Raw genomic sequence first — 24307 nt, forward strand, 5'->3', positions numbered from 1 at the left:
GATCTCGTATGTCTGCGCCACCCGTGGTTGACCTTCCCATTGAGGACGAACGGTTGGCGCAGGACGTGGCCACCGGACTGGCCGCGGTGGAGAAGCTCCTGCGTACGTCGGTGGAGAGCGAGGACGCCTTCGTCACGGAGGCGTCCAAGCACCTCATTGAGGCCGGCGGCAAGCGGTTCCGCACGCTGATGGTGTTGCTCGCCGCCCAGTTCGGCGATTCGTCGGCGCCGGGCGTCGTGCCCGGCGCGGTGGTCATCGAGCTGACCCACCTGGGCTCGCTCTACCACGACGACGTCATGGACGAGGCCCGGGTACGCCGGGGCTCCCCGTCCGCGAACGCGCGGTGGGACAACACTGTCGCGATTCTCACCGGCGACTACCTGTTCGCCCAGGCCTCCGACATCCTGGCCGACCTCGGGCCCGAGTTGATCCGCATCCAGGCGCAGACGTTCTCCCGCCTGGTCCAGGGCCAGATCCGCGAGACCGTCGGCCCGCGCGCTGATGAGGACCCGATCGCGCACTACGTCAACGTCCTGGCCGACAAGACGGGCTCGCTGATCGCCGCCTCCGGCCGCTTCGGAGCCCTGCTCTCCGGGGCTCCCGCGGACGTCGAGGAGCGGCTGAGCCGGGCCTGCGAGGCCATCGGAGTGGCCTGGCAGCTGGGGGACGACCTGCTGGACGTGGCCTCCACGGGGGCGCAGTCGGGCAAGACGCCGGGCACTGACCTCCGTGAGGGCATCAAGACCCTCCCGGTCCTGTACGCCCTGGCCGCCGACGACTCCCCACGCCTTTCCGAGCTGCTGTCGGGCCCGGTGGCCGAGTCCGACGTGGACGAGGCGTTGACCCTGCTCCGTGCGCACCCGGCGATGGCGCGGGCGCGGGCGGAGCTGGAGGCGTGGGTGGACCGGGCGCGGGATGACATTTCCGGTTTGCCTGACATCCCGGCGCGAGACGCCTTTTTGGCGCTATGTGACTACGTGGTCCAGCGTTCTGGCTGATCTCCTGACACGCGCGGCCGCCCGGGCCGTCCTGATGCTGTCGTACGTGAAGATCGCCAAGGCCAGCCAGACGATCGAGAACCCGATCCACCGGCTGGGCGGCATTGTCTCCTTGGCGATCAGCACACCGCACGCGAACTGCAGGATCGGCGCGATGTACTGCAGCAGCCCCATCGTGCTGAGCGGCACCCGGATGGCGGCCGCCCCAAAGCAGATCAGCGGCACCGCCGTGACGATCCCCGCCCCGACCAGCAACAACGCATGCCCGGCCCCTTGATTCGGGAAGGTCGCCTCCCCGCTCACCTGCAGCGTGATCAGATACCCGAGAGCGGGCAGCAGCAGAACCAGCGTCTCGACCGCCAGGCCCTCGGTCGCCGCCACATTGGCCTTCTTCTTGACCAGCCCGTACACCCCGAAGCTCACCGCCAGCGTGAGCGCGATCCACGGCAGCCGCCCGTAGTCGAAGGCCAGCACGAGCACCGCGACCGCCCCGAACCCGACGGCCGCCCACTGCAGCAGCCGCAGCCGCTCGCGCAGCAGCACCACGCCGAACACCACGTTGACGAGTGGATTGATGAAGTACCCCAGGGCGCTCTCCACCACATGCCCGGTGTTGACCGCGTAGATGTAGGTGCCCCAGTTGAGGGTGACGACAATGGCCGCGACGGTGAGCAGGGCGAGCTTCCCGGGTTGCCTGGCCAGCTCCCGGATCCAGGACCAGTGCCTGCGGACGGCGAGCGCGGCGGCGACGGCGACCAGTGACCACACCATCCGGTGCGCCAGGATCTCGACGGCACCTGACGGCTTGAGCAGCGGCCAGTAGAGGGGGAAGAGCCCCCACATGGTGTAGGCGGCGACCCCGTACAAGACGCCGCGCCGAAGGTCAGGCATGTACGCCATCTTCGCCCATTACCACCTTTAACCACAAATTCCATCCACTATACGGAAATGTGTAGATCTCCTTAAGCGTTGCTGCCTGTGTAGGCTGACAGAGAGCGATGGAGGTAGTGCGATGGGCTGGCTGTTCGGCGGCAACAAGACATCGATGGTCCGACCCGAGGACGCCCTCCCGGGCCGCGCGGAGACCATGCCCGTCCCGGCCCGCCACGCGGTCCTGGACGCCCCGCTGGCCCCGCCGTACCCGTCCGGCACGGAGATCGCCGACTTCGGCCTTGGCTGCTTCTGGGGCGCCGAGCGCAAGTTCTGGCAGACCCCCGGGGTCGTGACGACGGCGGTCGGCTACCAGGGCGGCTACACGCCGAACCCGACGTACGAGGAGGTCTGCAGCGGCCGCACGGGCCACACCGAGGCCGTGCGGGTCGTCTTCGACCCCGCCAAGATCTCGTACGAGGAGCTCCTGAAGGTCTTCTGGGAGGCCCACGACCCGACGCAGGGCATGCGCCAGGGCAACGACGTCGGCACCCAATACCGCTCGGCGATCTACTACCACTCGCCGGAGCAGCAGAAGGCGGCGGAGACGTCCCGGGACGCGTACCGGGGGGTGCTGAAGGCGGCGGGCTACGGCGAGATCACCACGGAGATCGCCGAGGCGGGGCCGTTCTACTTCGCCGAGGATTATCACCAGCAGTACCTCTTTAAAGTGCCGAACGGTTACTGCGGTATCGGCGGCACCGGAGTGGCCTGCCCGATCGGTCTGACCTCCGGCGAGGCATGATCGGCCTGTCCTGATCCACGCTGGGGGATCAAGGGAGGGAGTGCGAGAGTCTTCTACGAGATCGTCGCGTCTCTCCCTGGCTACGAGTTCGATGACCTCGACTGGCGGGCTGTCGAGAGTGCCCTGCCCGCCAGCGTCGTAGGCGGCGCAACGATCAGTCCGTATCACCCTTATATCCGGCACCACCGGTATATTCGGACTCCTCAAACAGCCGAGTCCGACGCCAGACGCCGTCGATGCATTGTCCTTCCGCCTCGACCCAGTGGCCGTTGACACACGTCGTATAGATCACGAAGAGCTCCGGCAGTACGGCTGTGGCCTTGTCCTCGCGAAGCGTGTAGCCCGCGTTCGGAGGGACGACCGGATAGCGGTGTCCTTGCACCCACGGCAGCAACCAGCACGGGCCGTCCTGCCCCTGCCAGCCCTCAATCAGCGATCCTCCGCACCATGGGCATAAGAAGCGCTCCGACGGCCGATAATCATCGAACATTCCCACGAAGACCAGTGTGACCCCTCGGGTGCTTTGCGCGCCGGCCAGGCGACCGAGCGTCTCGGCACGCCGGCCGATCGCATCTGCCTGGCCGGTCCTGGGTCTGGCAGGTGGATAGTGATCTACACCGTGGGGATTTTCCGTAGCGATTGGGTTTTGCGCTGAGCGAAGACTTCGCGTTTTGCTACTTTGAGTAGTAAACTGGTTCTATGAGCATGCCTGAGCAAGAGTTCGCCCCCGGGGCCGGGCCGGCGGCCAAGGTCAGCGTATCCCTGAGAGCGGGCAACATTCGCGCTGTTCGAGAGCGGGTCGGAGCCCGCGGGTTCTCTGCCTATGTTGATGCCGCTGTGGAGCGCCAGATCGAGCGGGATCTCTTGGAGGAGGCCCTTCAGGCGAACGAGGCCGCGTCTGGCCCGATTCCACAGTCTTTGCGTGATGAGGCGGCTGAGTTGTTCCGCCACGTCAAGTCGGCGCCTGAACTCCAGGAGGAGGACGGATGGCGCGCGCACGAAGCAGGCTGAGCGCAGGCACGGTGGTTCTCGACTGTCAGGGGCTCGTGAAGTGGTGCGAGGCCGACCAGCGGGTGACTGCGTTCGTACGGGAGGCGCAAGACAACGACTTTCGGGTTGTGGTCAGCGCGATGACACCGATCGAGGCGCAGGACGTTCGCGTCAGGAGCGATCGTCTCAGGTGGTATTTGTCCCGGCTGAAGATCGAGCCTGTGACCGAGGACATCTCGTCACAGGCGATCGAGCTTCTTCGGGATGCCCGCTTGCACGGTCACAAGTACGCGATTGACGCTGTGGTCGCGGCTACCGCACTGCGCTCGGCGCGCCCAGTCATCGTCCTGACATCTGACGAAGACGACATGACTAAACTGTGCGGGAAAACCGTGCAGGTGGTCCCTGTCTGAGACCGCACGCGGTGTGGCCGCGTGAGCGTCCAGAGAACTATTGCGGGAGGCGAGCCACTACCACCAGCAGTACTTGTTTAAAGTGCCGAACGGTTACTGCGGTATCGGTGGCACCGGGATCTCCTGCCCGATCGGCCTGACCTCCGGCGAGGCGCAGACCTGCGGAGACAACTGCGATCTGGCCCTCGATCGCCGGCCCCATCCGGGCGTGCGGCTGACGGCCGGTCTCGTACGGCGCGAAACTACGGCCGGGCGCCGCACGGGGGGAATCTGCCGTGCTTGCCTCCCGTCCCGTCGGCGTAGGTGCACGCGACGGCTTCCCCTCGCCGCCCTGAGACCACGCCAGACTTGATCGCTGACAACGGACGGCCATCGCCCCGGACAAACCTTGGCTCCTGCAAGGGCGAGTACAGCCAGACCCGGTGGCGCTTCCCGTGACATACCTGGTGCGGCACGCCTGACTACCGTCACGTTGACAGATTCGCCGCGAAGAGGATCGGCCTAATTTCGGTGTCACTTGAAAGAACATCGAAAGGGCAGGTCATGAAGGCGACGCGGATGGCAGGGATGGGTCTCGCGGTCGGGGCGGTGCTTGCGCTGTGCACGATCGTGAGCCCGGCGCAGGCGACCGACGAGGGCTGGGACAGAGTGGGCTGCGCGGAGGCGCGGCCGGAGGTCACCTCCATCAGCGGCTGGGTGTCGCCCAACGCGTGCACCTTCATCAAGCGGCAGATCAAGTTCGGCAAGGTCACCACGCCCGACCGGGTGAGCGCCTACGTCGACATCTGGTCCAAGGACGCGACGCTGTGGGAGCCGGCGAAGGCGAGCAGGCCGCTGCTCCAAGGTGAGGAGGCCATCAGAAAGTCGATCAGCGGAACGCTCAGCCTTATCCCCGACTTCCGCTTCCGCGGTACGCGCATCGCCGTGAATGGTCCCGCCGTGATGTTCGAAGCCCACAACGAGGCCACAGTCAAGGGACACGAGATCGCCTACCCTGCGGTCTACCGGGTCCTGCTGACCGACGATGGCAAGGTCGTCCAGGGCCGCCGCTACTACGACCGGCACAGCTTGTTCAAGGTGCTCGACCCCGAGTTGCCCGATCTGTTCGCCGACGTCGCCGACGGCAGCACCCCCGACCAGGGCCGCAAGCCTGTCCTTGGCCCCGACGAGCTCAATGCCCGCGCCGAGGCATGGAACGGCGAGGACGCGGAGGCCCTGGTGGAACGGTTCACCGGCGCGCCGCTGTCCGCCCCCGGCCTGAACGGCGGCACGCTGAGCACCACGCAGGGCAAGCTCGATTACCTGAAGAGGTTCTTCGACCAGGTCAGCGACGTCCAACTACAGCCGGGCCAGGCCGTCAAGGTAGACGGCTGGACGTACCTGGAATGGCACGGCACGCTCCTGCCCAAGGGGCAGACCGAATCGGTCAGTTTCGGCATCATCGAGCGCGTCGGCGACACCGGTGGCATCTCGAGTGACTGGACCCTGACCTTCGACCGGCTGCCGCTCGTCGCCGACGAAGCCAAGATCATCGAGCTGTACGGCAGGCTCAGGTAGCGATCGCGGCCAGCTCCGCCCGCGAGGAGATCCCCAGCTTGGGGAAGGCCTTGTAGAGGTGGTAGCCGACGGTGCGCGGGCTGAGGTACAGCTGGGCCGCGATGTCGCGGTTGGACGCGCCCGTGGCGGCCAGCCGTACCACCTGCCTCTCCTGCGCGGTGAGGACGCTGAGCGGGTCGTCCGCCTGGCGTGGGGCTGCGGGAACGTCGCCGGTGGCGCGCAGCTCCGCGCGGGCCCGCTCGGCCCACAGCGTCATGCCGAGCCGGTCGAACGTCTCCAGGGCGGCGCGCAGCTGGGCGCGGGCGGCGGCGCGCTTGCGCGCACGACGCAGCCACCCGCCGTAGAGCAGCTGCGTGCGGGCCTGCTCGTGCGGCTGCTCGCCCTGCTCGTGCGCCCGCACGGCCTCGTCGTACAGATCCTCGTCGTCCTCGACGAGGGCACGGCAGCGCAGTGCGACCGCATCGGCGGACGGTATGCAGACGCCGGCCGCCCAGTCCAGGTAGTACGCCAGGGGCTCGCGCGCCAGCTCGGGTTCCCTGGCCCTGACCGCGGCCTCGATCCGGTCGGGGGCGGAGAAGACGGACACCGGCGCCATGGCGGGGGAAATCCTCTCCAGGATGCCCAGAGACGCCTCTGGACGGCCCAGCGCGAGCTCCAGCCGCCCGAGCCCGGCCACCGCGACCGCCTCAGCCGCTCGGAGCCCGCGCGCTCCCGCCTGTTCCAAAGCGGCCGCGGCCGCCGCCCGGCAACCCTGCTCGTCACCCAGCTCGCCGCGGGCCAATGCGAGCAGTGCGGTGAGCGCGACCGTTCCGTTCCGCTGCCCCAGGTCGCCGACCATGGGGATGATCTCCTCCAGCCTGGCCGCCGCTTCGCGATACCTGCCGAGCAGCAGCTGCGCTTGCAGCCGGGTCTCCACCGCGACGGTCAGCCAGCCACCCATGTCGTGGGCTCTGCACTCGGCCTCGACGCGCGCCGCGACAGCCTCGCCCTGACCGTAGCGCCCGGTCGGCGCGCACAGCTGGGCCACGAGGAGCAGACCCGGCACCTGGAGCGCGGACAGATCCGGAGCGAGCGCCAGCCCCTGCATGAGCGTGACCGCATCCTGCAGCTCGCCGTTGATCAGTGCGGCCAGCCCGAGCGCACCGCTCACCAACGGAGAGCCGATCTCGGGCAGGGCCCTGAGCGGCTTCGCCGCCTGCTCCGTCAGGCCCGGGTCACTGGCGTACCACCCGCAGCGCACCGCCTCCACGAGCAGGTAGGCCGCCCGCTCGGCGTCCAGCGGGGCGACCCGCTCCGCGCCGGCGATGATGAGCTCGCCGGCCGCGGCCTGGCTGCCCTGCTCGAACTCCCGATGGGCGCGCACCTGGATCAGGTGGGCGAGGGCCAGCGGGTCCTGGATCTCCTCACTGGCCCGGTCAGCCAGCGTGCCCGCGCGGGTCGGCTGGCCCGCGTCGCTGGCCGCCACGGCCGCCGCGGCCAGCCGTACCGAGCGCTTGGCGGCGTCGGGGGTGAGCTCGGCGGCCCGTTCGTAGGCCGCGGCCATGGCCGCATAACCGGAACGGGTGCGCGCCCGTTCCGCGGCCAGCTCCAGCTCGTGCGCCACCTCCTCATCAGGCATGGTCGTCGCCGCGGCCAGATGCCAGGCCCGGCGGTCGGCGTGCTCGCCGCCGTCGAGCACCTTGGCGAGCGCAAGCCGTACGGCCACCCGCGACGTCAACGGCACGTTCTGGTAGGCAGCGCCCCTGATGAGCGGGTGCCTGAAGGCCACCGCGGCTCCGTTCACCGTGACCAGTTTGGCCTGCTCCGCCGCTTCCAGGTCCGCCAGCCGGGCGGAGAAGGACTCGGCGGCGCGCAGCACGATGCCCAGGTCGCCCGTGTCGTCGGCGGCGAGCACCGCGAGCAGGGCCTGAGCCGTGTTGGGCAGCGCCCTGATCTGCTGCTGGAAGGCCTCCTGCACCCGGTTGGCGACCGGAATCGTGGTGAACGGGTTCAGCTGCCCGGCCTGCTGCTCCGCGCTAAGCGTGGACGGTAGCTCGATGAGCGCGAGGGGATTGCCGCCCGCCTCGGCCAGGACGCGGTCACGCACTTTCGGCGCCAGATCCCTGGCCGACTCGGCCAGCAGCGCGACGGCGGCGTCGCGGTCCACCCCGTCCAGCCACAGCTCCGGCAGCCCGTGCGGGTGGAACTCCTCCCTGCCCGCGAACACCAGCGCGATGCCTTCCGCGTCCAGCCGCCGCGCCACGAACACCAGCGCGTCGATAGACGCCCGATCGAACCACTGCGCGTCGTCGACCAGGCAGAGCAGCGGCCCGTCGCCCGCGACCTCGGCCAGCAGGCTGAGCACGGCCAGCCCGACGAGGAACCGGTTCTCCGGAGCCGCCGCGCCCAGCCCCAGCGCGCCCCGCAGCGCCGCCGCCTGTGTCTCGGGCAGCGCGTCGATCCGGGCAAGCTCGGAACGCACGAGCAGATGCAGGGCGGCATACGGCAGCTCCGCCTCGGACTCGATGCCGACCCCGTGAAGCACCCGCACCCCCGCGGCCTGCTCCGTCAGATGGCCGAGCAAGGCGGTCTTCCCGATACCCGGCTGCCCGCGCACCACCAGCACACCACTGCGGCCGGACCGCGCGTCCGCCAGCAGCCGATCCACCTGAGCCTGCTCCGCAGCCCGCCCGTACAACATGGCCGAAAATCTAGCGGAACGCGCGTCATGCCTCCGGCCTGGCAGCGGCGGCGAAGGCCAGGGCCGGAAATGCCCGCCCAGCGTGCGAGCGGGTGACCGTGACCTGGCACTACCGTCACGATGACAGATTCGGCGGGGCACTGGCCTGCGTAATTTCGTTGGCACAGGGACGACGGCGTCCCGCACGACGAAAGGATCTGATCATGGCCGCCATTGCCGCCGCACCCACCACTCCGGAATCCACCGCCGAGGCCAAGCTGCTGCGGTTCGCGCTGAGGCAGGACGCCATCGGGTCGGGCGCCAACGGCCTCGTCTTCCTGACCGTCGCGGCGATCTTCGGCTCGATGTTCGGCCTGCCCGCCGCCTTCCTCGTGCCGGTCGGCGCCTTCCTGGTCGCCTTCGCCGCGACCCTCCTCTACCTTGCCGCTCGCCCGGTGGTGAACAGGGCGGCGGTGATCGCGGTGATGGCGGTCAACGTGGCCTGGGTGGCGGCCAGCGCGGAGATACTGATCGCAGGCTGGTTCCCGGTGACGGGTCTGGGCACCGCCTTCGTGATCGCCCAGGCGGCGGTGGTGGCGGGATTCACCGGCCTGCAGTTCGCCGGGCTCCGCAAGGCCTGAGCGAGTGCCGGGGATTTCTCGCGGACCCGTTGATCTACACGGTGGGGATGGCCCGGGAGGACATTGCCGCTCTTGATCTCCAAGAGGCCGTCGACTTGTGGGCCGAGTACCGGTCGAAGCACCATTCGGCCGCACGTCTATTGCCTGGAGAGAAGTGCTACCACCAGCAGTACTTGTTTAAAGTGCCGAACGGCTACTGCGGTATCGGTGGCACCGGAGTCTCGTGCCCGGTAGGTGTCGCGCCTGCTGGCGAGTGATCTGACGACTCTCACACGCCCAGCAAGATCGTGAGTCGTTGTCCCTTGCGTAAGTGGCGAAAGGCAACGACCGTGCTATGGCGCCCATCCAGGCTGGCTGCCCAGCCGTGGAGGCGATCTCCACCTGTAGGCGCTGGCGGCCGACATCGGAGCCTACGAAAGTCGATGGGTGGAGCGAGACTTGAATCTCGCTCGCCCCACGGCCCTCAAGCTGGTTGAGCTACGCCAAGGATCGCCGCAACGATTACGGTGAGAACGACAAGAGCTCCAGGAAGAACATCCCCCGGCGCAAGAGGGCGCCTCTTGGTGCCTCCACCAGGGCGTGGAGCGATTCACGGTTGTGCCAGGCACTTGGCGCCGGCGATGCCCACGGAGAGCTCCTTGCCGGATCTGCCGTACACACTGATGGAGTTGGTGTCGCCGGTGTAGGCCACCTCGGCTGCTGAGTCGCAGATCTTCTGTGCTGCGCTTGACTCGCCGTCGCCGAGGGTGGTCTCGATCGACACCAGCGTGCACTGGCCCTGCATGGTGACCGATTCGATTTCGGGCTGCTGCGCACGCTGCCTGACCTTGTCGGGGGTCTCGCCGCAGGAGTCCTGGGCGGGTGCCGAGGTTGCACTCTGGCCGTCCCCGGGTGGTGGGCTCGGTGAGCGTGGGCCGGCTCCCGCCTGGCCGCAGCCGGACGAGACGACGAGCGCGATAGCCACCAGGGCGTTCCTGGAGATCATTGCCATCAGGCGGTCACCGACAGGGTCCAGCCCTGCTTGCAACTGGAGCTGAAGGTTCCGTTGTCACAGCCTTCGACGATGAATCGGTAGGCGCTGGTGGTCATCACGCGGACCCGCATCCGGCCGCTGGTGCCTCCGCCTATGTCTCGCTGTGTTCCGGCTCTGTCCGCGGCGCTGGTCCAGCGGACGAGGAAGCGGTCGTAGGAGCGGGGGGCGGTCGTGCGCCAGTCGACGTAGGCGTATCCGCCGATCGACCAGGCCGACACCACCATCTTGGGCCCTTGCCGGGGTGACCAGACCATCTGCCCGCGAAGGAAGTTCTGCCTGCGTCCGGCCCAGACGCCGTTGAGGTAGACGTCCACCTCGGAGGTGCGCGGGCAGCCCAGTGCGCTGTTCTCGCCGCCGAGCTCGATCCACCGGGCGCCGATCAGGCCGTAGGGCTGGATGCGGCAGGCGCTCATCACGGCCGCCGTGGTGGTGCCGGCATGGGCGGGGACCCCGGCGTACAGCGTTGCGGCCAGCGCGAGCGGGGTGCTGACCGACACCGCGCAGCGTAAGGTCACTGCTGCGGATGTACGGCTGGTGCCAACACTTGGCATGATGTGATCATCTCGTTTCTGGTGGTGTGGTGAGGTTTCTTCGGGGTGCGCCAAGCGTGCGGCGGCCGGCCCAGGGGCGCGCATGGTCTGATGCATGAGCGCGCCCTTGCCCCCTGGTGAAGGGCTCAGTTGCTGTTGGCATCCCGACGAGGCCCGGGGAGGAGTGGATTGGAGTGGGATCGGCTCGTCGGCCGGCTTGCGGCTGCCGTTGCTTGATCTGTCGATCGATGTGAGGGCGACGATGCCAACGCTGGGCGGGCACGTGATGAGCTGGTGGGGACGCTGCAGCAGTCCACGTGAAGGCCGCGACCTGCGTGACCTGGTTCTGATCAGGTGGTACTGGGCCCCAGCGGGCTGTCAGGGGTTGGCGAGCCGCTCGCGAGCGGCTCCTTCAGCTCAACGAAGATCGTGTGTGTGTCGGTGTCCCCGATGTTCTCGCCGGAATGCTCTTGAGCGCCGACCCATCGCACCTGCCCGGCTTGGAGTTCGACATCCACCTGCCGGGTGCCGGCCGCAACCCTTCTCTTGAAGGAACTCAGCGTGTACATGACGCTATCGGGATGCCGGTGGGGTGTGGTCTTGTCGCCCGGCTTGTCCTTGTATTCCAGTACACGGATGCGCTCGTTCTCGAAGATCAGTTTGTAGAGGTCGGGATTCGTCGTGGTGGGATCGTGGTCCATGAGCGCATCACCCGGTCTGCTTCGTCAGAGCACTGACGCCGTTATGGGACTCAAGTCCCATGGGACGAAGATACCATGATGGGCATGTCAGTACCATATGAGTTGGGTGGCCGTCATCAGCAGAAGGCTCGCACGCGCCAAGCGCTCATCTCGGCCACGCGTGAGCTGCTGACACAGGGAGTCATTCCCACCGTGGAGCAGGCCGCAGCCGCAGCAGGGATCTCCCGGACGACGGCGTATCGGTACTACCCCAACCAGCGCACACTGCTGCTTGCCGCACATCCCGAGACCCAGCAGCAGTCGCTGTTGCCTGAGCATGCGCCCAGCGATCCGCAGGCCCGGCTCGACCTGGTAATGGAGGCTTTCACCCGGATAACGGTCGAGTGGGAACCGCAGCTGCGCACCTCGCTGCGCCTGTCGCTCGAACCGGCCCCCGACACGGACCGGCCGGTTCTCCGCGGAGGGCGAGCCATCGGCTGGATCGAGGACGCCCTGGCGCCCCTGCGCGAGACCAACCCCGAGATCGATGTGCATCGGCTCGCCGTGGCGATCCGATCCGCCAGCGGCATCGAAGCGCTGATATGGCTCACCGACATCGCCGGCCTCTCCCGTGAGGAGGCGGTGGAAACCATGCGTTGGTCGGCACACGCCCTGCTGCAAGCGGCGCTCGCCGGCGCGGCACCCTCACAGTAGTAGCCTTACCCATCCGACTCCGAACTTTGGCGGCGGGGCCGGTTCCTGGGGTGAACTGGTCGACGCATCCGTGATCGCGGTTGCCGAACGGCTCAACGTTTCGGAGGTAAGTTGTCCAACGCTTGTCCTACCGGTCTAACGCAGACCGAAGACTGCCGAGATCAATTCTGATCTCATACCCCCGATCAACCCCCTGTCTGCGCTCAGTGCCTCGGCCGTGATCGTTAGTGTTCCGTGCGGCGGGCGAGGAGGTATGCCTGCGGAAAGCTCCGCTTGGGGTCCTCACTCGGGGCGATGACCAGCCGGGCCACCTCGGCGAGCCCCGCCGTGAGCAGTAGTTCGGCTACGCGGTCGGGCGAATACCGGTAGGCGAGTGACACAAGGTGGTCGAACGCCTCGGCCAACTCGTCGGGATCGTCGTACGCCTGGAATCCGAGCAGCAGATAGCCGCCGGGCGCCAGCACGCGGTGGAACTCGGCGAGTGTTCCGGAGAGTCGTTCGGGCGGGGTGTGAATGATCGAGTAGTGGGCCAGAACCCCGGCCAGGGAAGCGTCGTCCTCCGCAAGAGCATCCATCAGCCCCACCTCGAAGCGCAGCTTCGGATGAGCAACGCGGGCGAGTGCGATCATCTCCGGTGAGAAGTCGACGCCGAAGGCGTTCACGCCGAGGGAATGCAGATGCGCCGTGACGTGGCCGGGGCCGCATCCCACGTCCGCCACCAGGCCGTCGCCGGTGGTTCGGATCAGCTCGGCGAAAACCGGGATCATCGCGTGGCCGAGTGGGCTGGAGTGGTAACGCTCAGGGATCTCCTCGGCGTAGCGGGTGGCGACGGCGTCGTACGCGGCGCGGGTAGCGGTGGAGAAGTCCGGCTCGGTCATGGCGAGCCATACTATGCCCTGTCTGGCAGACTGTGATCTTGCTTGTCACGCCTCGCGCAAATCGTGCGGGCTGCCACCCGGTCGCGGTCGTCGGCGCGCTGATGCCCGCACGGGTTCAGCGCCAACGGTGTGGTGAGCTTGTCGCTGATCTTGTAGCCGTGTTCGTCTGCCTCATGGGGTCCACGTGCCTCCGCGCGTCGCGTTTGGTGAGCAGGAAGTTCTTCGGAATCTCGGTCAGGTAGCCGGGAACAGGGCCAGCAGTAAGTGGGCGTCCCGATGCCCGCCGGGCTTCGTATCACCGGCATGATCGCCGCACTTTCCGGCCTGGCCGCGGTCGGGCTTCCGTAGACGACCGGGACCGACGGCCCTACGGTGGCGCTGGAACAGCTCGGGTACGCGCTCCACCTGCCCATCATGATCTGGTACGGGGTCCTGGGCTGGCGGTATCTGCGTAGGCAGCACGCGGACGTCGGTGGCACCAAGGTGTCTGCCCGGTAGGGCATCGCCCCTGCGGACGAATGACGACCCGTCGTATGTGAAGGCCCCGGAGCTCCCGCATTTCCGGGGCCGAGACATATCCTGCGATCGAACGACCTTCAGAGCGTAGATGGGCTGGCGAGGACGGGGATCTTGCGTTGGACGAGGTCGGCCATGGCCGCCTGTCCCTGCTGGTTGAGGTGCAGAACCGCGTCGATGCCCTCCTGGCCCGGAGCGAGTGCGTCGAAGCCTCGGTAGAAGGGCGGCTCGGCCTGGCACAGCGAATGGCCCTCGAAGTCGGGCCGGAGATCGACCGAATTCACATAGGGGCTGACGAACCGGACGTTGACCCCCTGCGCCTTGGCGGCCCACGCGGCATTCCTCAGCGTCGCGTCGAGTTCTCTCGCGACCTGGTTGCCTTCCAGTCGCTCCTGCGCGCTGAACACCTGGCTGTCGCAGATCGGGTCCAGCGGGACGCCCTGGGCGTTCTCGCCTGGTGTGACCTGCTGTCCGTACCCGGTCAGCACGATCTTGGCGCGCGGGCTGCGGGCCTTGATGTCGATCAGGAGAGCCTTCAGCTTCTCGCCCATGGCCGGCAGCAGGCCTCTGATCGTCGTGGCGGGCGCGCCGGAGCAGTCCGCCTGGATGCACAGTCCGCCGAATCCGGCGAAGTCGATATCGCCGGTGCCGATGCTCAGCATGACCACGTTGGTGTTGCGCTTGAGCGCGTCGAACTGAGGGAGCTCGCCTTTGAACGATTCCCGTAGTGTTCTGATCGCCGAGCCGCTGCAGGTGACGTTCGTGAAATTCACCTGCTTGCCCCGCTGGCGGAGTTCGTTGACGATGATCGAGGAGTAAGAGTTGGCGCTCCGAAAGCAGCCTCCCTCGGTGCCCGGTTCGTAGTTGCCGGCGCCTGTGCCGGACCCATAGGAGTCACCCATCGCCACTACGTTCAGCGACGCAGTGGATTCGGCGTCGGCGGCGGCCGTGGTGGGTAATACACTTATCGTGCCGATGGCGAGAACCGCTAGTAATGATTTCATGTCGGCATCTTAATGATATGCCATATAAAATCCGTGTGAATTAGTGTGTTTCGTGCGTTGAATATCTCGAGGTGCACAGTGCGCTTCGGTAGGCGTCGGAAGCAGAGGTGCTGCCGGCTCGCGCGCCGACGTTCTCCATCCGGAACGGCGGTGCTGATCGAAGGTGGATGCTCGGCCCGCAGAGTAGTCAGACAGCCCGGCCCGGCCCGTGACGCGCACTTGATCGTCGGTCAGGAAGGCCGGTCGCTTACGTGTCGGTGCCCACCGCGGCCGACCCGCCGCCCCGCGCCGTGCTGCCGGCGCTCTCTCCGCGATCCTCGATCAAGAATTCAAGATCAGATACTTGATTGTCGCCTGACGTGAAGTGCTACCACCAGCAGTACTTGTTTAAAGTGCCGAACGGTTACTGCGGTATCGGCGGCACCGGGATTTCCTGTCCGGTGGGCATCGCGCCTGCCAGCGAGTGAGAAAATCGGTTCCGTGCTGTTGGCCACCTGGACCTGCTTTTCCCGATGACCACGCGTGGCATGGACATCTACGATCAGCCGGTCGCCTTACTTGGGATTCTGCGTGGCTGTCGGCTGCCCGTCGGGCTGAGGTCAGCCGATGAGGCGTCTGCGCCAGTCGATCGGCGTGACGGTGATGGCCTGATCCGGATCGCCGTTCCATTCGACGGGGAGGCCGGCCTGCCTGAGCGCGGCCACGACGTCACGGCCGATGGCCGCCGTGGTGGCCGGCGGGCCGTCGAAGCCGCCGTACAGGAGGGTCAGGCCGTGGCCGGCCGCGGTGGCGTCCGTGCACTGGCTGTGGAAGAAGACGTAGCCCCGGGCGTCTAGTGAGCCCGCGTCGCGGATCTCCGTCCGGCCGCAGGAATGGCAGCAGGTGAAGTTCTCCTTGGCCGTGATGCCGGCGTCCGCCAAGGCTGTGAAGGCGCGGGTGAGTCGTTCGGGGTCGGTCTCGCCCTCCCAGGCGCTCTGCACCTCGACGTGCTCCAGCCACAGCCGGTCGGCCAGTTCGCGGGCCTGTTCAGGAGAGACAGGCCGGTGATCGCCTGACACCAGGTACTCCTCCGCGATCTCGGCCAGCTCCGCCCTGGTCGCATACCCGCCTAAGATCACTTCTCGAATGCGCGCCTCGAGGGTGGCACGATCGTCCTCTTCCAGGTCGAGCGGCGGAGTCGGCTCGGGCGTACCCAGGTCCAACGGGGTCCAGGCGAGCATGGATCGCCAGCTGTCCTCCTGGTGCGCCCACGCGGTCATGGCTGCGATCACCGGCTCGGGCCTGTCGAGGATCACCTGGAAGTGCCGGTCGGCCCCGCCTTCACGATGCTCGAGCGTATAGTCGCCTCCGTCATGCCACACCTGCATGAAGACGTCCGGCAGGTCAGGGATCCGCTGAAGGATCAGGAACCTGGAGTTCCGCGACCCCAGCCCATCGACCAGTCCGGCGATGTCCTCCTCGCCTGCCCGCACGAGCCGGCGGCCGTCCTCGGTCACCACAGTGATCGCCAACATGCCGCCCACCCTGGCACACCACTCTCCGAAGGAGAAACCATGCCGGACCGTCCTCCGGCCAGGGCCGGGCTGATCTTGGAATGCCAGGTCGAGCGGGATCTCCTGGAGGAAGCGCTTCAGGCCAATGAGGCCGAATCCGGGCCGACCCCACAGTCACTGCGTGATGAGGCGGCGGAGCGGTTTCGTTACGTCAAATCGGCACCCGGGCTGCATGAGGAGTGTGGATGGCGCGCACGGGCGGGCTGAGCGCGGGCACCCTGCATGGCCCCGGTGGCAAGGTGAGTTGTTCGGTTCGCTTTTTTTTGCCGAGACGAACAACTTGAGCTGAGTTTGTTCGGTACGGTTAATCTGATCCAGCCGAACAAAATCTTGGGAGCATCGGTGTCGGGACCGGGCAGGCCGTCCAGGGCGACTGTATATCAGCGCCTCGAGGAGGCCGTTCGAGAGCTGCGTGACCGCTTGGGTGGCTTGCCTTCCCCCACTGAGGCGGAGGACATCTGGTCCGACATCTGGCATCAAGAAGCCCACAACAGCACTGCGATCGAGGGCAACACCCTTGTGTTGCAAGAGGTGGAGAAGCTCCTGGAGGAAGGGCGGGCAGTCGGTGCGAAGCCGCTCAGGGACTACATGGAGGTGAAGGGCTACGGCGACGCCGCGAAGTGGGTGTACGGGCAAGCGCTGGAGCCGGGAGACTGGCAAAACGGAGATCTCATTACGCTTCAGGAGATCCGTCAGATACACCACACAGCCATGTCGCTCGTGTGGGCCGTAGCACCCCACCCGCATGCGGCCCCTGCCGAGTCGCCGGGCAACTTCCGGCAGCACGAGATCGCCAAGTTCCCGGGAGGTATGAAGCCGCCACCGTGGCCAGAAGTCGACCCTCAGCTGCGGGATTGGATAAAGGCGGTCGACGACCTTCGCGCTGAGTCCGACGAAGCACTCCCCGAACGCTTGGCCCGTGTCCATAACCGGTTCGAACAGATACACCCGTTTCTCGATGGCAATGGACGGACGGGCCGGTTGGTGCTCAACTTGATACTTTGCCGAACGGGATATCCCCCAGCGATCATCTATAAGCGCGACCGCGACAAGTACCTCCAGGCGATGCGTCGAGCCGACAACGAGGAGTTCGGCCCATTGGGTGAACTCGTCGCACGAAGCGTGACGACGAATCTGTACCGTTTCGTCATGCCAGCGGTGGCCGGTCCGGTCAAGCTTGTCCCTCTACCCGCTCTCGCGACGCACGATGTGACCGAAAACGCGCTCCGGGTCGCTGCCGCGCGGGGACGACTCCGTGCGGTCAAAGGGGACGACGGTATGTGGCGCAGCAGCAAGAAGTGGGTGAATGACTACCTCAAGTCCAGGCATCGCCGCTCGTGACTGGTGGCTCCCAGGCCATTCTCTGATCATCGGATAGCTGCTTCGCAGCCTGCGTGTTTACGGTCTGGAGCGGCTGAGTGCTCCGCATCTCGGTGACCTGGAACCGCATCTGATGCCGGTCTGTCCGGTACGTGGACGGCCACGTGGCCGGCGGTCTGGCGCACAGCCTGGGCGAGTCGTCACATCAGAATGTGTTCTGACATACGCTCATGGCGTGAGCACCAGCCATGCCGACGCAGTGACCTTTTCCGACTTGTCGAGAAATCCCCGAGCGGTCGCCGAGCGCGCGGCACGCCTGGGACGTGTGCGTGTCACACATCGGGACGCTCCAGACTTCTACCTGAGCGCGGCGGATCGTGAAGAGGAGCGCGAACGGACGCTGGCCACCGCGTCTCGGCTCTTCCTTGCCTTGATCAAGCATGATCCCACCGCGCGTGCGCTGGTCATAGCCATGCCGGAGGTCTTTCCTTGGGTTCGCCACCTATCTCCGGACGAACTGCGCGACTTCACTCTGGAACTGGTCGAGGCGCTCTCGGATGCGGCCGAGTTGGATGTCGATGCGACCACCGAGGAGGTCATCGCGGGCTGGCGGGCCACCGCCAGAATCAAGGCCGACCCTGCGCACTACGCCGAGGCTCGCAAGCCCACGAGCGGGGACTTCGGGCGGGTGCAGGTTTCGGTATGAGCCCGAAGCGCGGAGATCGAGTTACGGTGCCACCGCCGGATGGCGAGTGGGATGTCCGGTTCGGTACCAGCGACGCGGTCAGGGGCCGGGAAGAGCTGTGCCGTCACTGAAGCGGCCCAGCGAGGGGTTGCCCGCCTGGTGGCTGATGCGAAGCAGGGGACTGATCTGGTGGTCACCCGTCGGCACCAGCCGGGGGCGGCCGTGGTGAGCATCCGCCGGCTCAATGAGTTGGAGGAGGCCGCGGCTGATCTGCGGGATCTGGCGCTTGTGCTGGTCCGGTCGGTCACGGACACGGGGGAGCGGGTGTTGCTCGATGAGGTGCTCGCCGCCTTCGGGCAGACTCGTGAGTCGCTGGCCGCCATCCCGGACGACGAGTGAGTCGTGTATGAGCAAACTTGTGCGGGAAGGCCGTGCAGGTGGTTGGGGGCGCGGTCTGCACGGTGTCCAAGAGGGAGTTCCCCTGGCTGATGCTCGCGCCTTTGGGAGCTGATCAAGCGGCGTGGGTGTGCTGCCGTGGACGCACGGACACCTCAAGGACGATGGCATGGGCGCCGTCGGCGTCGATGAGGTGGTCTTCCACAGTGGGACCGGTGATGGCAAGGCGGTGGCGGTGCAGCCAGACGAACAGGTCCTGTCCGGCGCGGACCACATCTGTTGAGGGTGGGACGACGGCCCGTACGACGGTGCGGGCGGGCAGGGAGAGTTGCTCGCCATCGCTGTCGGTGGTCACCGCGGCGGCGAATCCGCCCGTCGGCTGTCCGTGAAGCCAGGTCAGCAGGGCCGCCGGTGGTGCCGCGCAGACGGTGGCCAGTTCGGCGGCATGGGTGAGATGCAGGTGGCGGATGTGTAACCGGCGCGGGCCCACTGCGGTCTGCTGGGGCAGGATCGACATCGGTGTGGCGAGGTGGTCCTCGGCGTGGGCTGCGGTCGCGGCCAGCGTGGCGATGTCATGTCGGATGCTCGTCACGATCTCGGTCAGTGCCTGCCGCAGCTGCGTCTCTGGTGCGTCCAGCAGATCGGCGACCTGGCGCAGCGGCAGGCCGAGGCGCTGCAGTCCGCGGATGCGTTCGAGCCGGGACAACTCGGCCACGCCGTACCACCGGTAGCCGCTGGTCCGGTCGACCGCGGCGGGAGTCAGCAGCCCGATCTTGTCGTAGTGGCGCAGGGTGCGTTCGGATACGCCGACCATGCGCGCCAGTTGCCCTATCCGCCACATGACGTTGCCTCTCTCGGCATGTTGACCTTGTCCCTGCGTCAGGGTTCTAGCGTCACTGTCCATGAGTGATCTGAACCCTCGGCACCGGCTCATCGGTGTGCTGCTGTTGACCTCGCTGGCTGCCATGATCGCCGCTGCGGCCATGGTGGTGCCATCGGGGATGACCCTGAGTCCGTCCGATCCCGACGCTGCCCTGGCCGCAGTGGGCGAGCAGGTCGGGCTGCACTTGACCGAGTTGGCATTCGACGTGCTGGGCTGGCTGGCACTGACCGCGGCCGGGCTGGTGATGGCCGCTCGCCCGGCCGAGACGTCAAGACCGTATCTGGTGACGCTTGCCGGTGGCCTGCTGGCCGGCGCCGGGCTGGCGGGCCTGCTTCATGACGCCGGCAACCTGGCAGTGACCCAGTTGGCCGCCCGCCCGGCGGCCCCGGCGGCCGCCACAGTGGCCTTGGCGGTCCTGCTCACCGCCAAATGGGCGGTCAACCTGGCCGGGCTGCTGTGGGTCGCCGCTACCGTCGCCGCCGTGGCGGGCATCCCGATGCCGGCCACGCTTCGTGTCACCGGCATGATCGCCGCGCTTTCCGGCCTGGCCGCGGTCGGGCTTCCGTGGACGACCGGGACCGACGGCCCTACGGTGGCGCTGGAACAGCTCGGGTACGCACTCCACCTGCCCATCATGATCTGGTACGGGATCCTGGGCGGGCGGTATCTGCGTGGGCGGCACACAACACCGGAAACCGTCGCTGCGGCGTGAGGCGGCCAGACTCCACCGCCTAGGTGGTATCGGGGGACACCGACGCGCAGCAGCTTGCCCGCCATGCCGACGCATCCGGCGTGGTTGATCTGCCGGTCTACCTCCACCACCGCATCGGCTCCCATCTGATGGGGAAGGAACGTGGGGGCATCTACCGGGTGAGGTCGCTGGCCGGAAGAGAGGAATTCGGATGGTGCATCGCCCGGAAGTCATTCACGTACGTACCAACCTGGGCCTGGTACCCGGTGTCGAACGGCTCGGTACGGCGCTGCTGGATGAAGGGTTGGCCGAGGCCGTCGGCGCGAGCGTCGGGCCGGTGGTGGAGGCGCCACCGTACTCGGGGGACCGCGTTCACCCGAGCCGGCTGCTCAACGCCGAGGCGATGGCCGAGGTGGCGCTGCGCCAGGCCGACGTCGTGGCGGACACGATCGAGGACGGCCGGTTGCCCGTGGTCCTCGGTGGGGACGACAGCGTGATATTCGGTAGTTTGCTGGCGCTGCGTCGGCGAGGCGCTTACGGCTTGGTGTTTCTCGACGCGCACATCGACTTCTATCCGCCCAGCGACTCGCCGACAGGTCAGGCGTCGGATTCCGAGATGTATCTCGCGTTCGGCCACGGTGCGGACGTGATCGCGAACGTGGGCGGGGCACGGCCGTTGGTAACCCCTCGGGCCGCAGCGTTGATCGGCCACCGTGACTCTGACGAGTGGCGGGACACCGGCGCGGTGCTGTCCGCCACCGATGCCCTGGTCGTCTCCCTAGAGGAACTGCGTGAGAACGGCGCGGAGGCCACTGCGCAGCGTGCGCTCGCTCATCTGCACGGCACGGGCGCCGAGGGCTTCCTGCTGCACATCGACGCTGACGTGCTCGACGATGTGCTCATGCCGGCGGTCGACTACCGCGTGCCCGGCGGGTTGGACCGAAGGGAGTTCGTCGTGCTCGCGGGGACGCTGCTGGCCGACGAAGGGGTCGCGTGTGTCGACGTAACGATCTACAACCCCTTGCTCGACCCGGACGGCGAGGCACGGCGTAACCTCACTGGCTGCTTGATCGACGCGTTCACCGCACGCGCAGGGTCGTAGTCCGGCCAGGACAAGGTGCCCACGTCTGGGGACGCCTAGGCGGACCTTTCGCCCGGTACCTTCGCGAGCGGCACACCACGCAGGCTGAGCAGCACCATCGCGGCGCACCCGCAGGTGAGTGCGATGTCGGCGACGTTCCCCACGAACAGGCCGTAGTCGATGAAGTCCACGACGTGCCCGCGGGCGAAGCCGGGCTCGCGGAAGAGCCGGTCGCCCAGGTGGGATATCGCGCCGCCGAGCAGCACGCCCAGCACGAGCGCCCAGCCGGGCGAGGCCAGCCGGCGCGCCGCGTAGAGGATGCCGACCACTGCGACTGCCGCTGCCAGGGCGAACACCCATGTCGCGCCGGTGCCTATGGAGAACGCGGCGCCAGCGTTGTACAGCAGCCGGAAGTGGATCAGAGGGGGGATCACGGCGACGCGCTCGCTGTCGGACAGGGCGGAGACCGCCCAGAGTTTGGTGAGCTGGTCCACGAGCAGGACCACCGCGGCCAGCATGAACATCATGCCGTACAGCCGACTCGAACCCCGCTCTAACCGCATCATTCATGGCCTCCGTGCTGAGACATGCTTCAGGTTGTGAGGGAGGCTGGCATCCTCGCCCGCCCGGACGAACCGGCGACCGTCCTCGGTCACCATAGTGATCGCGGGTGCCGAGCGTCCCGAGATCGTCCAGCTCGGCCAGGTGATCGAACGCCTTGGCACGCTGGCCGATCACACTCGAGTGGAGAAAGCACCCCCTAGAGAACCGGTTCCAGACTGGCTCGCAGACCGGTTGATCTACACGGTCGGGATGGCCCGCGAGGACGTTGCTGCTAGGTGCCCGAGCGCAGGCACTCAGTCGCCCGGCGCGTGGTCCCGAAGAAACGTTCTCGCCACCGCCTGTGCCTGGCTCGCTCCCGGGCTGAGCCAGAAGCCCAGATGGTCCTCGTGCTCCATCCAGTGTCGTTTCGCGCCGGGTATCCGCTCTGCCGCGAACTCCCCATGCTGGAAGGGCACGTCGCCGTCCTGCCTGCCGTGGATCAGCAAGGTCGGAGTCGTGATCCGCTCCAGAGGCAAAGCGCCGCGTCGCGCTTGAGCTGCGTCGTTGTCCGTGCCCGGCCAGCGTTCCGGATAGGGGAACGTCACCGTGAACATCGCTTCGAAGAACGTCCGCACGTGCGGCGTGTTCATGATGTACGAGACGCGCTCCGCCTGTTGCTTCCCGGTGAAGGTGCTGGTCTCCTCCACGGTGGCCGAGACGATGGTCTCGAACGATACCTGGGCCGTCAGCAGGGTGAGCTTCTCGCCGACGGCGGTAAGGAACGCTCTCCGCAGCGACGAGCCCGCACCGCCGGGCTGCGGCTTGCTCACTCCTCCGATGGAGACCAACCCCCAGACCCGATCCGGATGGCGGGCGGCGAAGGTGTAGCCCACCGTGCTCCCGGCCGAGACCGCGAGCACACCGACTTGATCGATGCCGAGCTCGTCCAGCAGTGCGGCGAGCAGGTCGGCCTGCTCCTCGTTGGTCGGGCCACTGTCCAGCGGCGTGCCGAGGTAACCGGGCCGCGAGGGGCTCAGGACGCGGAACCCGTCATCCTGCAGCCAACTGGCGAACAGCCGCCCCTGGTCGGCTCCGCCGAGACCGCCGTGCAGGGACAGCAGCACGGGACCTTCCGTGCCGTATAAGTCGTACTCGACCGGGCCGAGCCGCGTGCTGACCGTCCGCAGATCGATCTGGACACCGCGGATGAGCTCGCGGCGCGGATCAGTGTCGATGCCGCCGTCCCAGAGAAGCAGCGCGGCGATCCCCGCGGCCGGCACCCCGACCAGAACGGCAAGGACCCAGACGACGATCTTGATGACTCTACGCTTCCGCATCGCTCTTGCCTGCTCTCATAAACCCCCATGGTCGTCGAGCCGATGGGCGATTGGCGTCCCACCAGGGGAGACTTCGCCTCATACGATGCCGGGACGAGAGGGCCGGCGACCTACCGCCCCGGGAGCAGGCCGGGGGGCCTTGCTGAGGATGAGCGCGAGGCGCCCGTCGTCCTCGAACGGCAGCCGCGTTCGGCCGCGGATCGGGATAGTCGGCGCCGGCTTGGTCAGGTGGCGGTGGACCCGCTGGGCGTGCCGCCCAGAGGCACCAGGCTGGGTCTTGGTGCAGCTGCCCACTGCGGCCGCGGGGGAGGCGGTGCTGCCGACGAGGGCGGCGGCTCCGAGAACGACGCTGGCGACGCTGGAAAGGCGGACCTCCTCAGCGCCGTGGCCGGGGAGTCCAGCGAGATGGCCGTGCTGCTGCGTCGTCGCGTCGCCGTGCTGGAGCAGCGCATCGAGCAGGCGCGCGCGGACATGAGCCACAGCCCTCTCCTCCCGGAGGGGGCTGGTGCCGCATCGGGCTGTCCGGGCGGCCTGACGTCCGGCGAGGCGTAGGCCCGTACAAAATCAGCAGACGGCGGGCAGTGTGCAGACCTTCGCCGCCATCTTGGCGGCAGTACGATGCAGGGTCTTGAGGGCTCGCTTCTGCGGGTGGCCGAGGGTTTCCAAATCACCGGTGTAAATCATCAGCGCACGACCCTTGCGTGCCACGATGCCGGACAACAGCGGAGCCCATTCCTTGTTCAGCTTGTCGTACATCATGAGGCGCATCAGCGCAGCCTCGGTCCCGAGCCGCGTGCGATTCACCACCCATCGGGTCTTCCCGTCGTTGGACCAGCTGTACGGCTTGCCATGCGGATGGGCCACGCACCGCTTGGCGTCGGCGAGCAGCTTTCTCATGGCGGTCGTCGCCGCCTTGGCGTTCCGGTAGATCACGAGTTGCTCGCCGTAGTACGAGGGCGCGCTTGTCTTGTGGACAATAGTGCGTGCCGCCGACCGGTCTGCCGTCGTGGCGCGCTTGCGCCCGCACGGGTTCAGTGCCAAGGGCTCGTTCAGTTTGTCGCTGATCTGCCACCACTCCTCGGCTTTCTGTATTTCCGACAGGGGCGCACGGGCGGCCTTCTCGCTCAGCAGGAAATCCTTGGGGATCTGGACGGGGGCAAGGGCGAGGGACACCGCAAGGACCACGATCATGTGGGATTGGACGATCGGCGATCCCGTCCAGTTCGTGATCGTTCTTAGGGATTCACCGTGATCTGGAGTTGGTCCACAGTCAGGCGGTGGACGGGCAGCCGGCGCGGGCCCACGATGGCCTGCTGGGGCAGGATCGGCGTGGCGAGGTGGTCCTGAGTCTGCGCGGCGGTCGCGGTCAGCGTGGCGATGTCGTGCTGGATGCTCGTGACGATCTCGTTCAGCGCCACGCTTACCGCGGTGGGCGAGCAGGTCGGCCTGCATCTGACCGAGCTGGCCTTCGACGTGTTGGGCTGGCTGGCGCTGACCGCGGTCGGCATCCCCATGACCACCGGGCTTCGT

28 protein-coding genes and 3 pseudogenes are annotated in these 24307 nt (G+C 67.3%); 16 read left to right on the forward strand and 15 right to left on the reverse strand.

Annotated elements, in window-relative coordinates; all coding sequences use genetic code 11:
- Positions 1 to 8: 8 nt before the first annotated feature.
- On the forward strand, positions 9 to 998 hold the full coding sequence (locus Q9G87_RS02155) for a polyprenyl synthetase family protein (RefSeq protein WP_305914434.1): 990 nt from the start codon (positions 9 to 11) through the stop codon (positions 996 to 998).
- On the opposite strand, the gene rarD is transcribed toward Q9G87_RS02155, so the two are convergent.
- Positions 966 to 1889, reverse strand: a complete 924-nt coding sequence (rarD, locus tag Q9G87_RS02160) for an EamA family transporter RarD (RefSeq protein WP_305914435.1) — start codon at positions 1887 to 1889, stop codon at positions 966 to 968. The genes Q9G87_RS02155 and rarD overlap by 33 nt on opposite strands.
- 121 nt (positions 1890 to 2010) lie before the next feature.
- On the opposite strand from rarD, the gene msrA reads away from it, so the two are divergent.
- A complete protein-coding gene (gene msrA, locus Q9G87_RS02165) occupies positions 2011 to 2673 on the forward strand; it encodes a peptide-methionine (S)-S-oxide reductase MsrA (RefSeq protein ID WP_305914436.1) in 663 nt (220 codons plus the stop codon).
- A gap of 154 nt (positions 2674 to 2827) precedes the next feature.
- On the opposite strand, the gene Q9G87_RS02170 is transcribed toward msrA, so the two are convergent.
- Entirely contained in the window at positions 2828 to 3169 is a 342-nt protein-coding gene (locus tag Q9G87_RS02170; RefSeq protein WP_305914437.1) for a hypothetical protein, read from the reverse strand.
- Positions 3170 to 3372: 203 nt separating this feature from the next.
- On the opposite strand from Q9G87_RS02170, the gene Q9G87_RS02175 reads away from it, so the two are divergent.
- From Q9G87_RS02175 to Q9G87_RS02190, 4 genes and pseudogenes are all read left to right on the forward strand, one after another.
- Positions 3373 to 3684 (forward strand): hypothetical protein, encoded by a 312-nt coding sequence (locus Q9G87_RS02175; RefSeq protein ID WP_305914438.1) that lies wholly within the window; start codon positions 3373 to 3375, stop codon positions 3682 to 3684.
- Positions 3660 to 4076: a type II toxin-antitoxin system VapC family toxin gene (locus Q9G87_RS02180; RefSeq protein WP_305914439.1), complete on the forward strand. Its 417-nt coding sequence runs from the start codon at positions 3660 to 3662 to the stop codon at positions 4074 to 4076. The genes Q9G87_RS02175 and Q9G87_RS02180 overlap by 25 nt, the downstream gene beginning before the upstream one ends.
- 49 nt (positions 4077 to 4125) lie before the next feature.
- Positions 4126 to 4230: pseudogene (locus tag Q9G87_RS02185) on the forward strand (peptide-methionine (S)-S-oxide reductase MsrA); the annotation flags it as partial.
- A 389-nt stretch (positions 4231 to 4619) separates the two neighbouring features.
- Positions 4620 to 5633, forward strand: coding sequence for a nuclear transport factor 2 family protein (locus tag Q9G87_RS02190; RefSeq protein WP_305914440.1), 1014 nt, complete (start codon positions 4620 to 4622; stop codon positions 5631 to 5633).
- Here Q9G87_RS02190 and Q9G87_RS02195 read toward each other — a convergent pair.
- A complete protein-coding gene (locus Q9G87_RS02195) occupies positions 5626 to 8313 on the reverse strand; it encodes an ATP-binding protein (RefSeq protein ID WP_305914441.1) in 2688 nt (895 codons plus the stop codon). The genes Q9G87_RS02190 and Q9G87_RS02195 overlap by 8 nt on opposite strands.
- A gap of 203 nt (positions 8314 to 8516) precedes the next feature.
- Between Q9G87_RS02195 and Q9G87_RS02200 the strand changes: the two genes are divergently transcribed.
- Both Q9G87_RS02200 and Q9G87_RS02205 read left to right on the forward strand, forming a co-directional pair.
- Positions 8517 to 8933, forward strand: coding sequence for a hypothetical protein (locus tag Q9G87_RS02200; RefSeq protein ID WP_305914442.1), 417 nt, complete (start codon positions 8517 to 8519; stop codon positions 8931 to 8933).
- 158 nt (positions 8934 to 9091) lie between these two features.
- Positions 9092 to 9190, forward strand: a pseudogene (locus tag Q9G87_RS02205) (peptide-methionine (S)-S-oxide reductase MsrA); the annotation flags it as partial.
- 332 nt (positions 9191 to 9522) lie between these two features.
- Here the strand turns inward: Q9G87_RS02205 and Q9G87_RS02210 are convergent.
- The 3 genes from Q9G87_RS02210 to Q9G87_RS02220 all read right to left on the reverse strand — a co-directional run bounded on the left by Q9G87_RS02210 (position 9523) and on the right by Q9G87_RS02220 (position 11197).
- The gene (locus Q9G87_RS02210; RefSeq protein WP_305914443.1) at positions 9523 to 9924 is read right to left on the reverse strand and encodes a hypothetical protein; all 402 of its coding nucleotides are present in this window, start codon (positions 9922 to 9924) and stop codon (positions 9523 to 9525) included.
- A complete protein-coding gene (locus Q9G87_RS02215; RefSeq protein WP_305914444.1) occupies positions 9924 to 10481 on the reverse strand; it encodes an LGFP repeat-containing protein in 558 nt (185 codons plus the stop codon). Before Q9G87_RS02215 ends, Q9G87_RS02210 begins: the two co-directional genes overlap by 1 nt.
- A 365-nt stretch (positions 10482 to 10846) precedes the next feature.
- Complete coding sequence (locus Q9G87_RS02220; protein ID WP_305914445.1) at positions 10847 to 11197, reverse strand: cupin domain-containing protein; 351 nt, start codon at positions 11195 to 11197, stop codon at positions 10847 to 10849.
- Positions 11198 to 11272: 75 nt separating this feature from the next.
- On the opposite strand from Q9G87_RS02220, the gene Q9G87_RS02225 reads away from it, so the two are divergent.
- A complete protein-coding gene (locus tag Q9G87_RS02225; protein ID WP_305914446.1) occupies positions 11273 to 11890 on the forward strand; it encodes a TetR/AcrR family transcriptional regulator in 618 nt (205 codons plus the stop codon).
- 224 nt (positions 11891 to 12114) lie between these two features.
- Here the strand turns inward: Q9G87_RS02225 and Q9G87_RS02230 are convergent, their stop codons facing one another.
- Positions 12115 to 12768, reverse strand: a complete 654-nt coding sequence (locus tag Q9G87_RS02230) for a class I SAM-dependent methyltransferase (protein ID WP_305914447.1) — start codon at positions 12766 to 12768, stop codon at positions 12115 to 12117.
- Between the two features lie 372 nt (positions 12769 to 13140).
- On the opposite strand from Q9G87_RS02230, the gene Q9G87_RS02235 reads away from it, so the two are divergent.
- Complete coding sequence (locus Q9G87_RS02235; protein ID WP_305914448.1) at positions 13141 to 13266, forward strand: hypothetical protein; 126 nt, start codon at positions 13141 to 13143, stop codon at positions 13264 to 13266.
- Positions 13267 to 13364: 98 nt separating this feature from the next.
- Here Q9G87_RS02235 and Q9G87_RS02240 read toward each other — a convergent pair whose 3' ends face one another.
- On the reverse strand, positions 13365 to 14288 hold the full coding sequence (locus Q9G87_RS02240; RefSeq protein ID WP_305914449.1) for an SGNH/GDSL hydrolase family protein: 924 nt from the start codon (positions 14286 to 14288) through the stop codon (positions 13365 to 13367).
- A gap of 368 nt (positions 14289 to 14656) precedes the next feature.
- Here Q9G87_RS02240 and Q9G87_RS02245 point away from each other — a divergent pair.
- A pseudogene (locus Q9G87_RS02245) lies at positions 14657 to 14755 on the forward strand (peptide-methionine (S)-S-oxide reductase MsrA); the annotation flags it as partial.
- A gap of 132 nt (positions 14756 to 14887) precedes the next feature.
- On the opposite strand, the gene Q9G87_RS02250 reads toward Q9G87_RS02245, so the two are convergent.
- The gene (locus tag Q9G87_RS02250; protein WP_305914450.1) at positions 14888 to 15802 is read right to left on the reverse strand and encodes a DUF6891 domain-containing protein; all 915 of its coding nucleotides are present in this window, start codon (positions 15800 to 15802) and stop codon (positions 14888 to 14890) included.
- Positions 15803 to 16183: 381 nt separating this feature from the next.
- On the opposite strand from Q9G87_RS02250, the gene Q9G87_RS02255 reads away from it, so the two are divergent.
- From Q9G87_RS02255 to Q9G87_RS02265, 3 genes are all read left to right on the forward strand, one after another.
- Positions 16184 to 17182 (forward strand): Fic family protein, encoded by a 999-nt coding sequence (locus Q9G87_RS02255; protein WP_305914451.1) that lies wholly within the window; start codon positions 16184 to 16186, stop codon positions 17180 to 17182.
- 214 nt (positions 17183 to 17396) lie between these two features.
- Entirely contained in the window at positions 17397 to 17867 is a 471-nt protein-coding gene (locus tag Q9G87_RS02260) for a hypothetical protein (protein ID WP_305914452.1), read from the forward strand.
- A 138-nt stretch (positions 17868 to 18005) separates the two neighbouring features.
- Entirely contained in the window at positions 18006 to 18245 is a 240-nt protein-coding gene (locus tag Q9G87_RS02265) for a prevent-host-death family protein (RefSeq protein ID WP_305914453.1), read from the forward strand.
- Between the two features lie 112 nt (positions 18246 to 18357).
- On the opposite strand, the gene Q9G87_RS02270 is transcribed toward Q9G87_RS02265, so the two are convergent.
- Positions 18358 to 19227 carry a MerR family transcriptional regulator gene (locus Q9G87_RS02270; RefSeq protein WP_371825717.1) on the reverse strand — a complete coding sequence of 290 codons (870 nt, stop codon included), beginning with the start codon at positions 19225 to 19227 and terminating at the stop codon, positions 18358 to 18360.
- On the opposite strand from Q9G87_RS02270, the gene Q9G87_RS02275 reads away from it, so the two are divergent.
- Together Q9G87_RS02275 and Q9G87_RS02280 are read left to right on the forward strand one after the other, a co-directional pair.
- On the forward strand, positions 19145 to 19837 hold the full coding sequence (locus Q9G87_RS02275) for a hypothetical protein (RefSeq protein ID WP_305914455.1): 693 nt from the start codon (positions 19145 to 19147) through the stop codon (positions 19835 to 19837). The two genes, Q9G87_RS02270 and Q9G87_RS02275, sit on opposite strands and share 83 nt — an antisense overlap.
- Positions 19838 to 20027: 190 nt before the next feature.
- Positions 20028 to 20918 (forward strand): arginase family protein, encoded by an 891-nt coding sequence (locus Q9G87_RS02280; protein ID WP_305914456.1) that lies wholly within the window; start codon positions 20028 to 20030, stop codon positions 20916 to 20918.
- 35 nt (positions 20919 to 20953) lie between these two features.
- Here the strand turns inward: Q9G87_RS02280 and Q9G87_RS02285 are convergent, their stop codons facing one another.
- From Q9G87_RS02285 to Q9G87_RS02305, 5 genes are all read right to left on the reverse strand, one after another.
- A complete protein-coding gene (locus Q9G87_RS02285) occupies positions 20954 to 21463 on the reverse strand; it encodes a signal peptidase II (RefSeq protein WP_305914457.1) in 510 nt (169 codons plus the stop codon).
- A 291-nt stretch (positions 21464 to 21754) separates the two neighbouring features.
- A complete protein-coding gene (locus tag Q9G87_RS02290) occupies positions 21755 to 22777 on the reverse strand; it encodes an alpha/beta fold hydrolase (RefSeq protein ID WP_305914458.1) in 1023 nt (340 codons plus the stop codon).
- 78 nt (positions 22778 to 22855) lie between these two features.
- The gene (locus tag Q9G87_RS02295; RefSeq protein WP_305914459.1) at positions 22856 to 23257 is read right to left on the reverse strand and encodes a hypothetical protein; all 402 of its coding nucleotides are present in this window, start codon (positions 23255 to 23257) and stop codon (positions 22856 to 22858) included.
- A gap of 84 nt (positions 23258 to 23341) precedes the next feature.
- On the reverse strand, positions 23342 to 23968 hold the full coding sequence (locus tag Q9G87_RS02300; protein ID WP_305914460.1) for a hypothetical protein: 627 nt from the start codon (positions 23966 to 23968) through the stop codon (positions 23342 to 23344).
- 44 nt (positions 23969 to 24012) lie between these two features.
- Positions 24013 to 24291, reverse strand: a complete 279-nt coding sequence (locus Q9G87_RS02305; RefSeq protein WP_305914461.1) for a hypothetical protein — start codon at positions 24289 to 24291, stop codon at positions 24013 to 24015.
- Between the last annotated feature and the right edge of the window lie 16 nt (positions 24292 to 24307).

The sequence above is a fragment of the Nonomuraea turcica genome, from assembly GCF_030718205.1.
Taxonomy (GTDB): Bacteria; Actinomycetota; Actinomycetes; order Streptosporangiales; family Streptosporangiaceae; genus Nonomuraea.

Bases quoted from the DNA above. Each gene is read 5' to 3' on its own strand.
- Q9G87_RS02230 (WP_305914447.1), bottom strand. From the start codon at position 12,768: ATGACCGAGCCGGACTTCTCCACCGCTACCCGCGCCGCGTACGACGCC.
- msrA (WP_305914436.1), top strand. From the start codon at position 2,011: ATGGGCTGGCTGTTCGGCGGCAACAAGACATCGATGGTCCGACCCGAG.
- Q9G87_RS02270 (WP_371825717.1), bottom strand. From the start codon at position 19,227: ATGGCCGCAGCGGCGATCATGGCAGCCAGCGAGGTCAACAGCAGCACA.
- Q9G87_RS02250 (WP_305914450.1), bottom strand. From the start codon at position 15,802: ATGTTGGCGATCACTGTGGTGACCGAGGACGGCCGCCGGCTCGTGCGG.
- Q9G87_RS02290 (WP_305914458.1), bottom strand. From the start codon at position 22,777: ATGCGGAAGCGTAGAGTCATCAAGATCGTCGTCTGGGTCCTTGCCGTT.
- Q9G87_RS02275 (WP_305914455.1), top strand. From the start codon at position 19,145: ATGAGTGATCTGAACCCTCGGCACCGGCTCATCGGTGTGCTGCTGTTG.
- Q9G87_RS02285 (WP_305914457.1), bottom strand. From the start codon at position 21,463: ATGATGCGGTTAGAGCGGGGTTCGAGTCGGCTGTACGGCATGATGTTC.
- Q9G87_RS02305 (WP_305914461.1), bottom strand. From the start codon at position 24,291: ATGGGGATGCCGACCGCGGTCAGCGCCAGCCAGCCCAACACGTCGAAG.
- Q9G87_RS02220 (WP_305914445.1), bottom strand. From the start codon at position 11,197: ATGGACCACGATCCCACCACGACGAATCCCGACCTCTACAAACTGATC.
- Q9G87_RS02175 (WP_305914438.1), top strand. From the start codon at position 3,373: ATGAGCATGCCTGAGCAAGAGTTCGCCCCCGGGGCCGGGCCGGCGGCC.
- Q9G87_RS02300 (WP_305914460.1), bottom strand. From the start codon at position 23,968: ATGATCGTGGTCCTTGCGGTGTCCCTCGCCCTTGCCCCCGTCCAGATC.
- Q9G87_RS02180 (WP_305914439.1), top strand. From the start codon at position 3,660: ATGGCGCGCGCACGAAGCAGGCTGAGCGCAGGCACGGTGGTTCTCGAC.
- Q9G87_RS02240 (WP_305914449.1), bottom strand. From the start codon at position 14,288: ATGAAATCATTACTAGCGGTTCTCGCCATCGGCACGATAAGTGTATTA.
- Q9G87_RS02190 (WP_305914440.1), top strand. From the start codon at position 4,620: ATGAAGGCGACGCGGATGGCAGGGATGGGTCTCGCGGTCGGGGCGGTG.
- Q9G87_RS02200 (WP_305914442.1), top strand. From the start codon at position 8,517: ATGGCCGCCATTGCCGCCGCACCCACCACTCCGGAATCCACCGCCGAG.
- Q9G87_RS02210 (WP_305914443.1), bottom strand. From the start codon at position 9,924: ATGGCAATGATCTCCAGGAACGCCCTGGTGGCTATCGCGCTCGTCGTC.
- rarD (WP_305914435.1), bottom strand. From the start codon at position 1,889: ATGCCTGACCTTCGGCGCGGCGTCTTGTACGGGGTCGCCGCCTACACC.
- Q9G87_RS02225 (WP_305914446.1), top strand. From the start codon at position 11,273: ATGATGGGCATGTCAGTACCATATGAGTTGGGTGGCCGTCATCAGCAG.
- Q9G87_RS02280 (WP_305914456.1), top strand. From the start codon at position 20,028: ATGGTGCATCGCCCGGAAGTCATTCACGTACGTACCAACCTGGGCCTG.
- Q9G87_RS02155 (WP_305914434.1), top strand. From the start codon at position 9: ATGTCTGCGCCACCCGTGGTTGACCTTCCCATTGAGGACGAACGGTTG.
- Q9G87_RS02195 (WP_305914441.1), bottom strand. From the start codon at position 8,313: ATGTTGTACGGGCGGGCTGCGGAGCAGGCTCAGGTGGATCGGCTGCTG.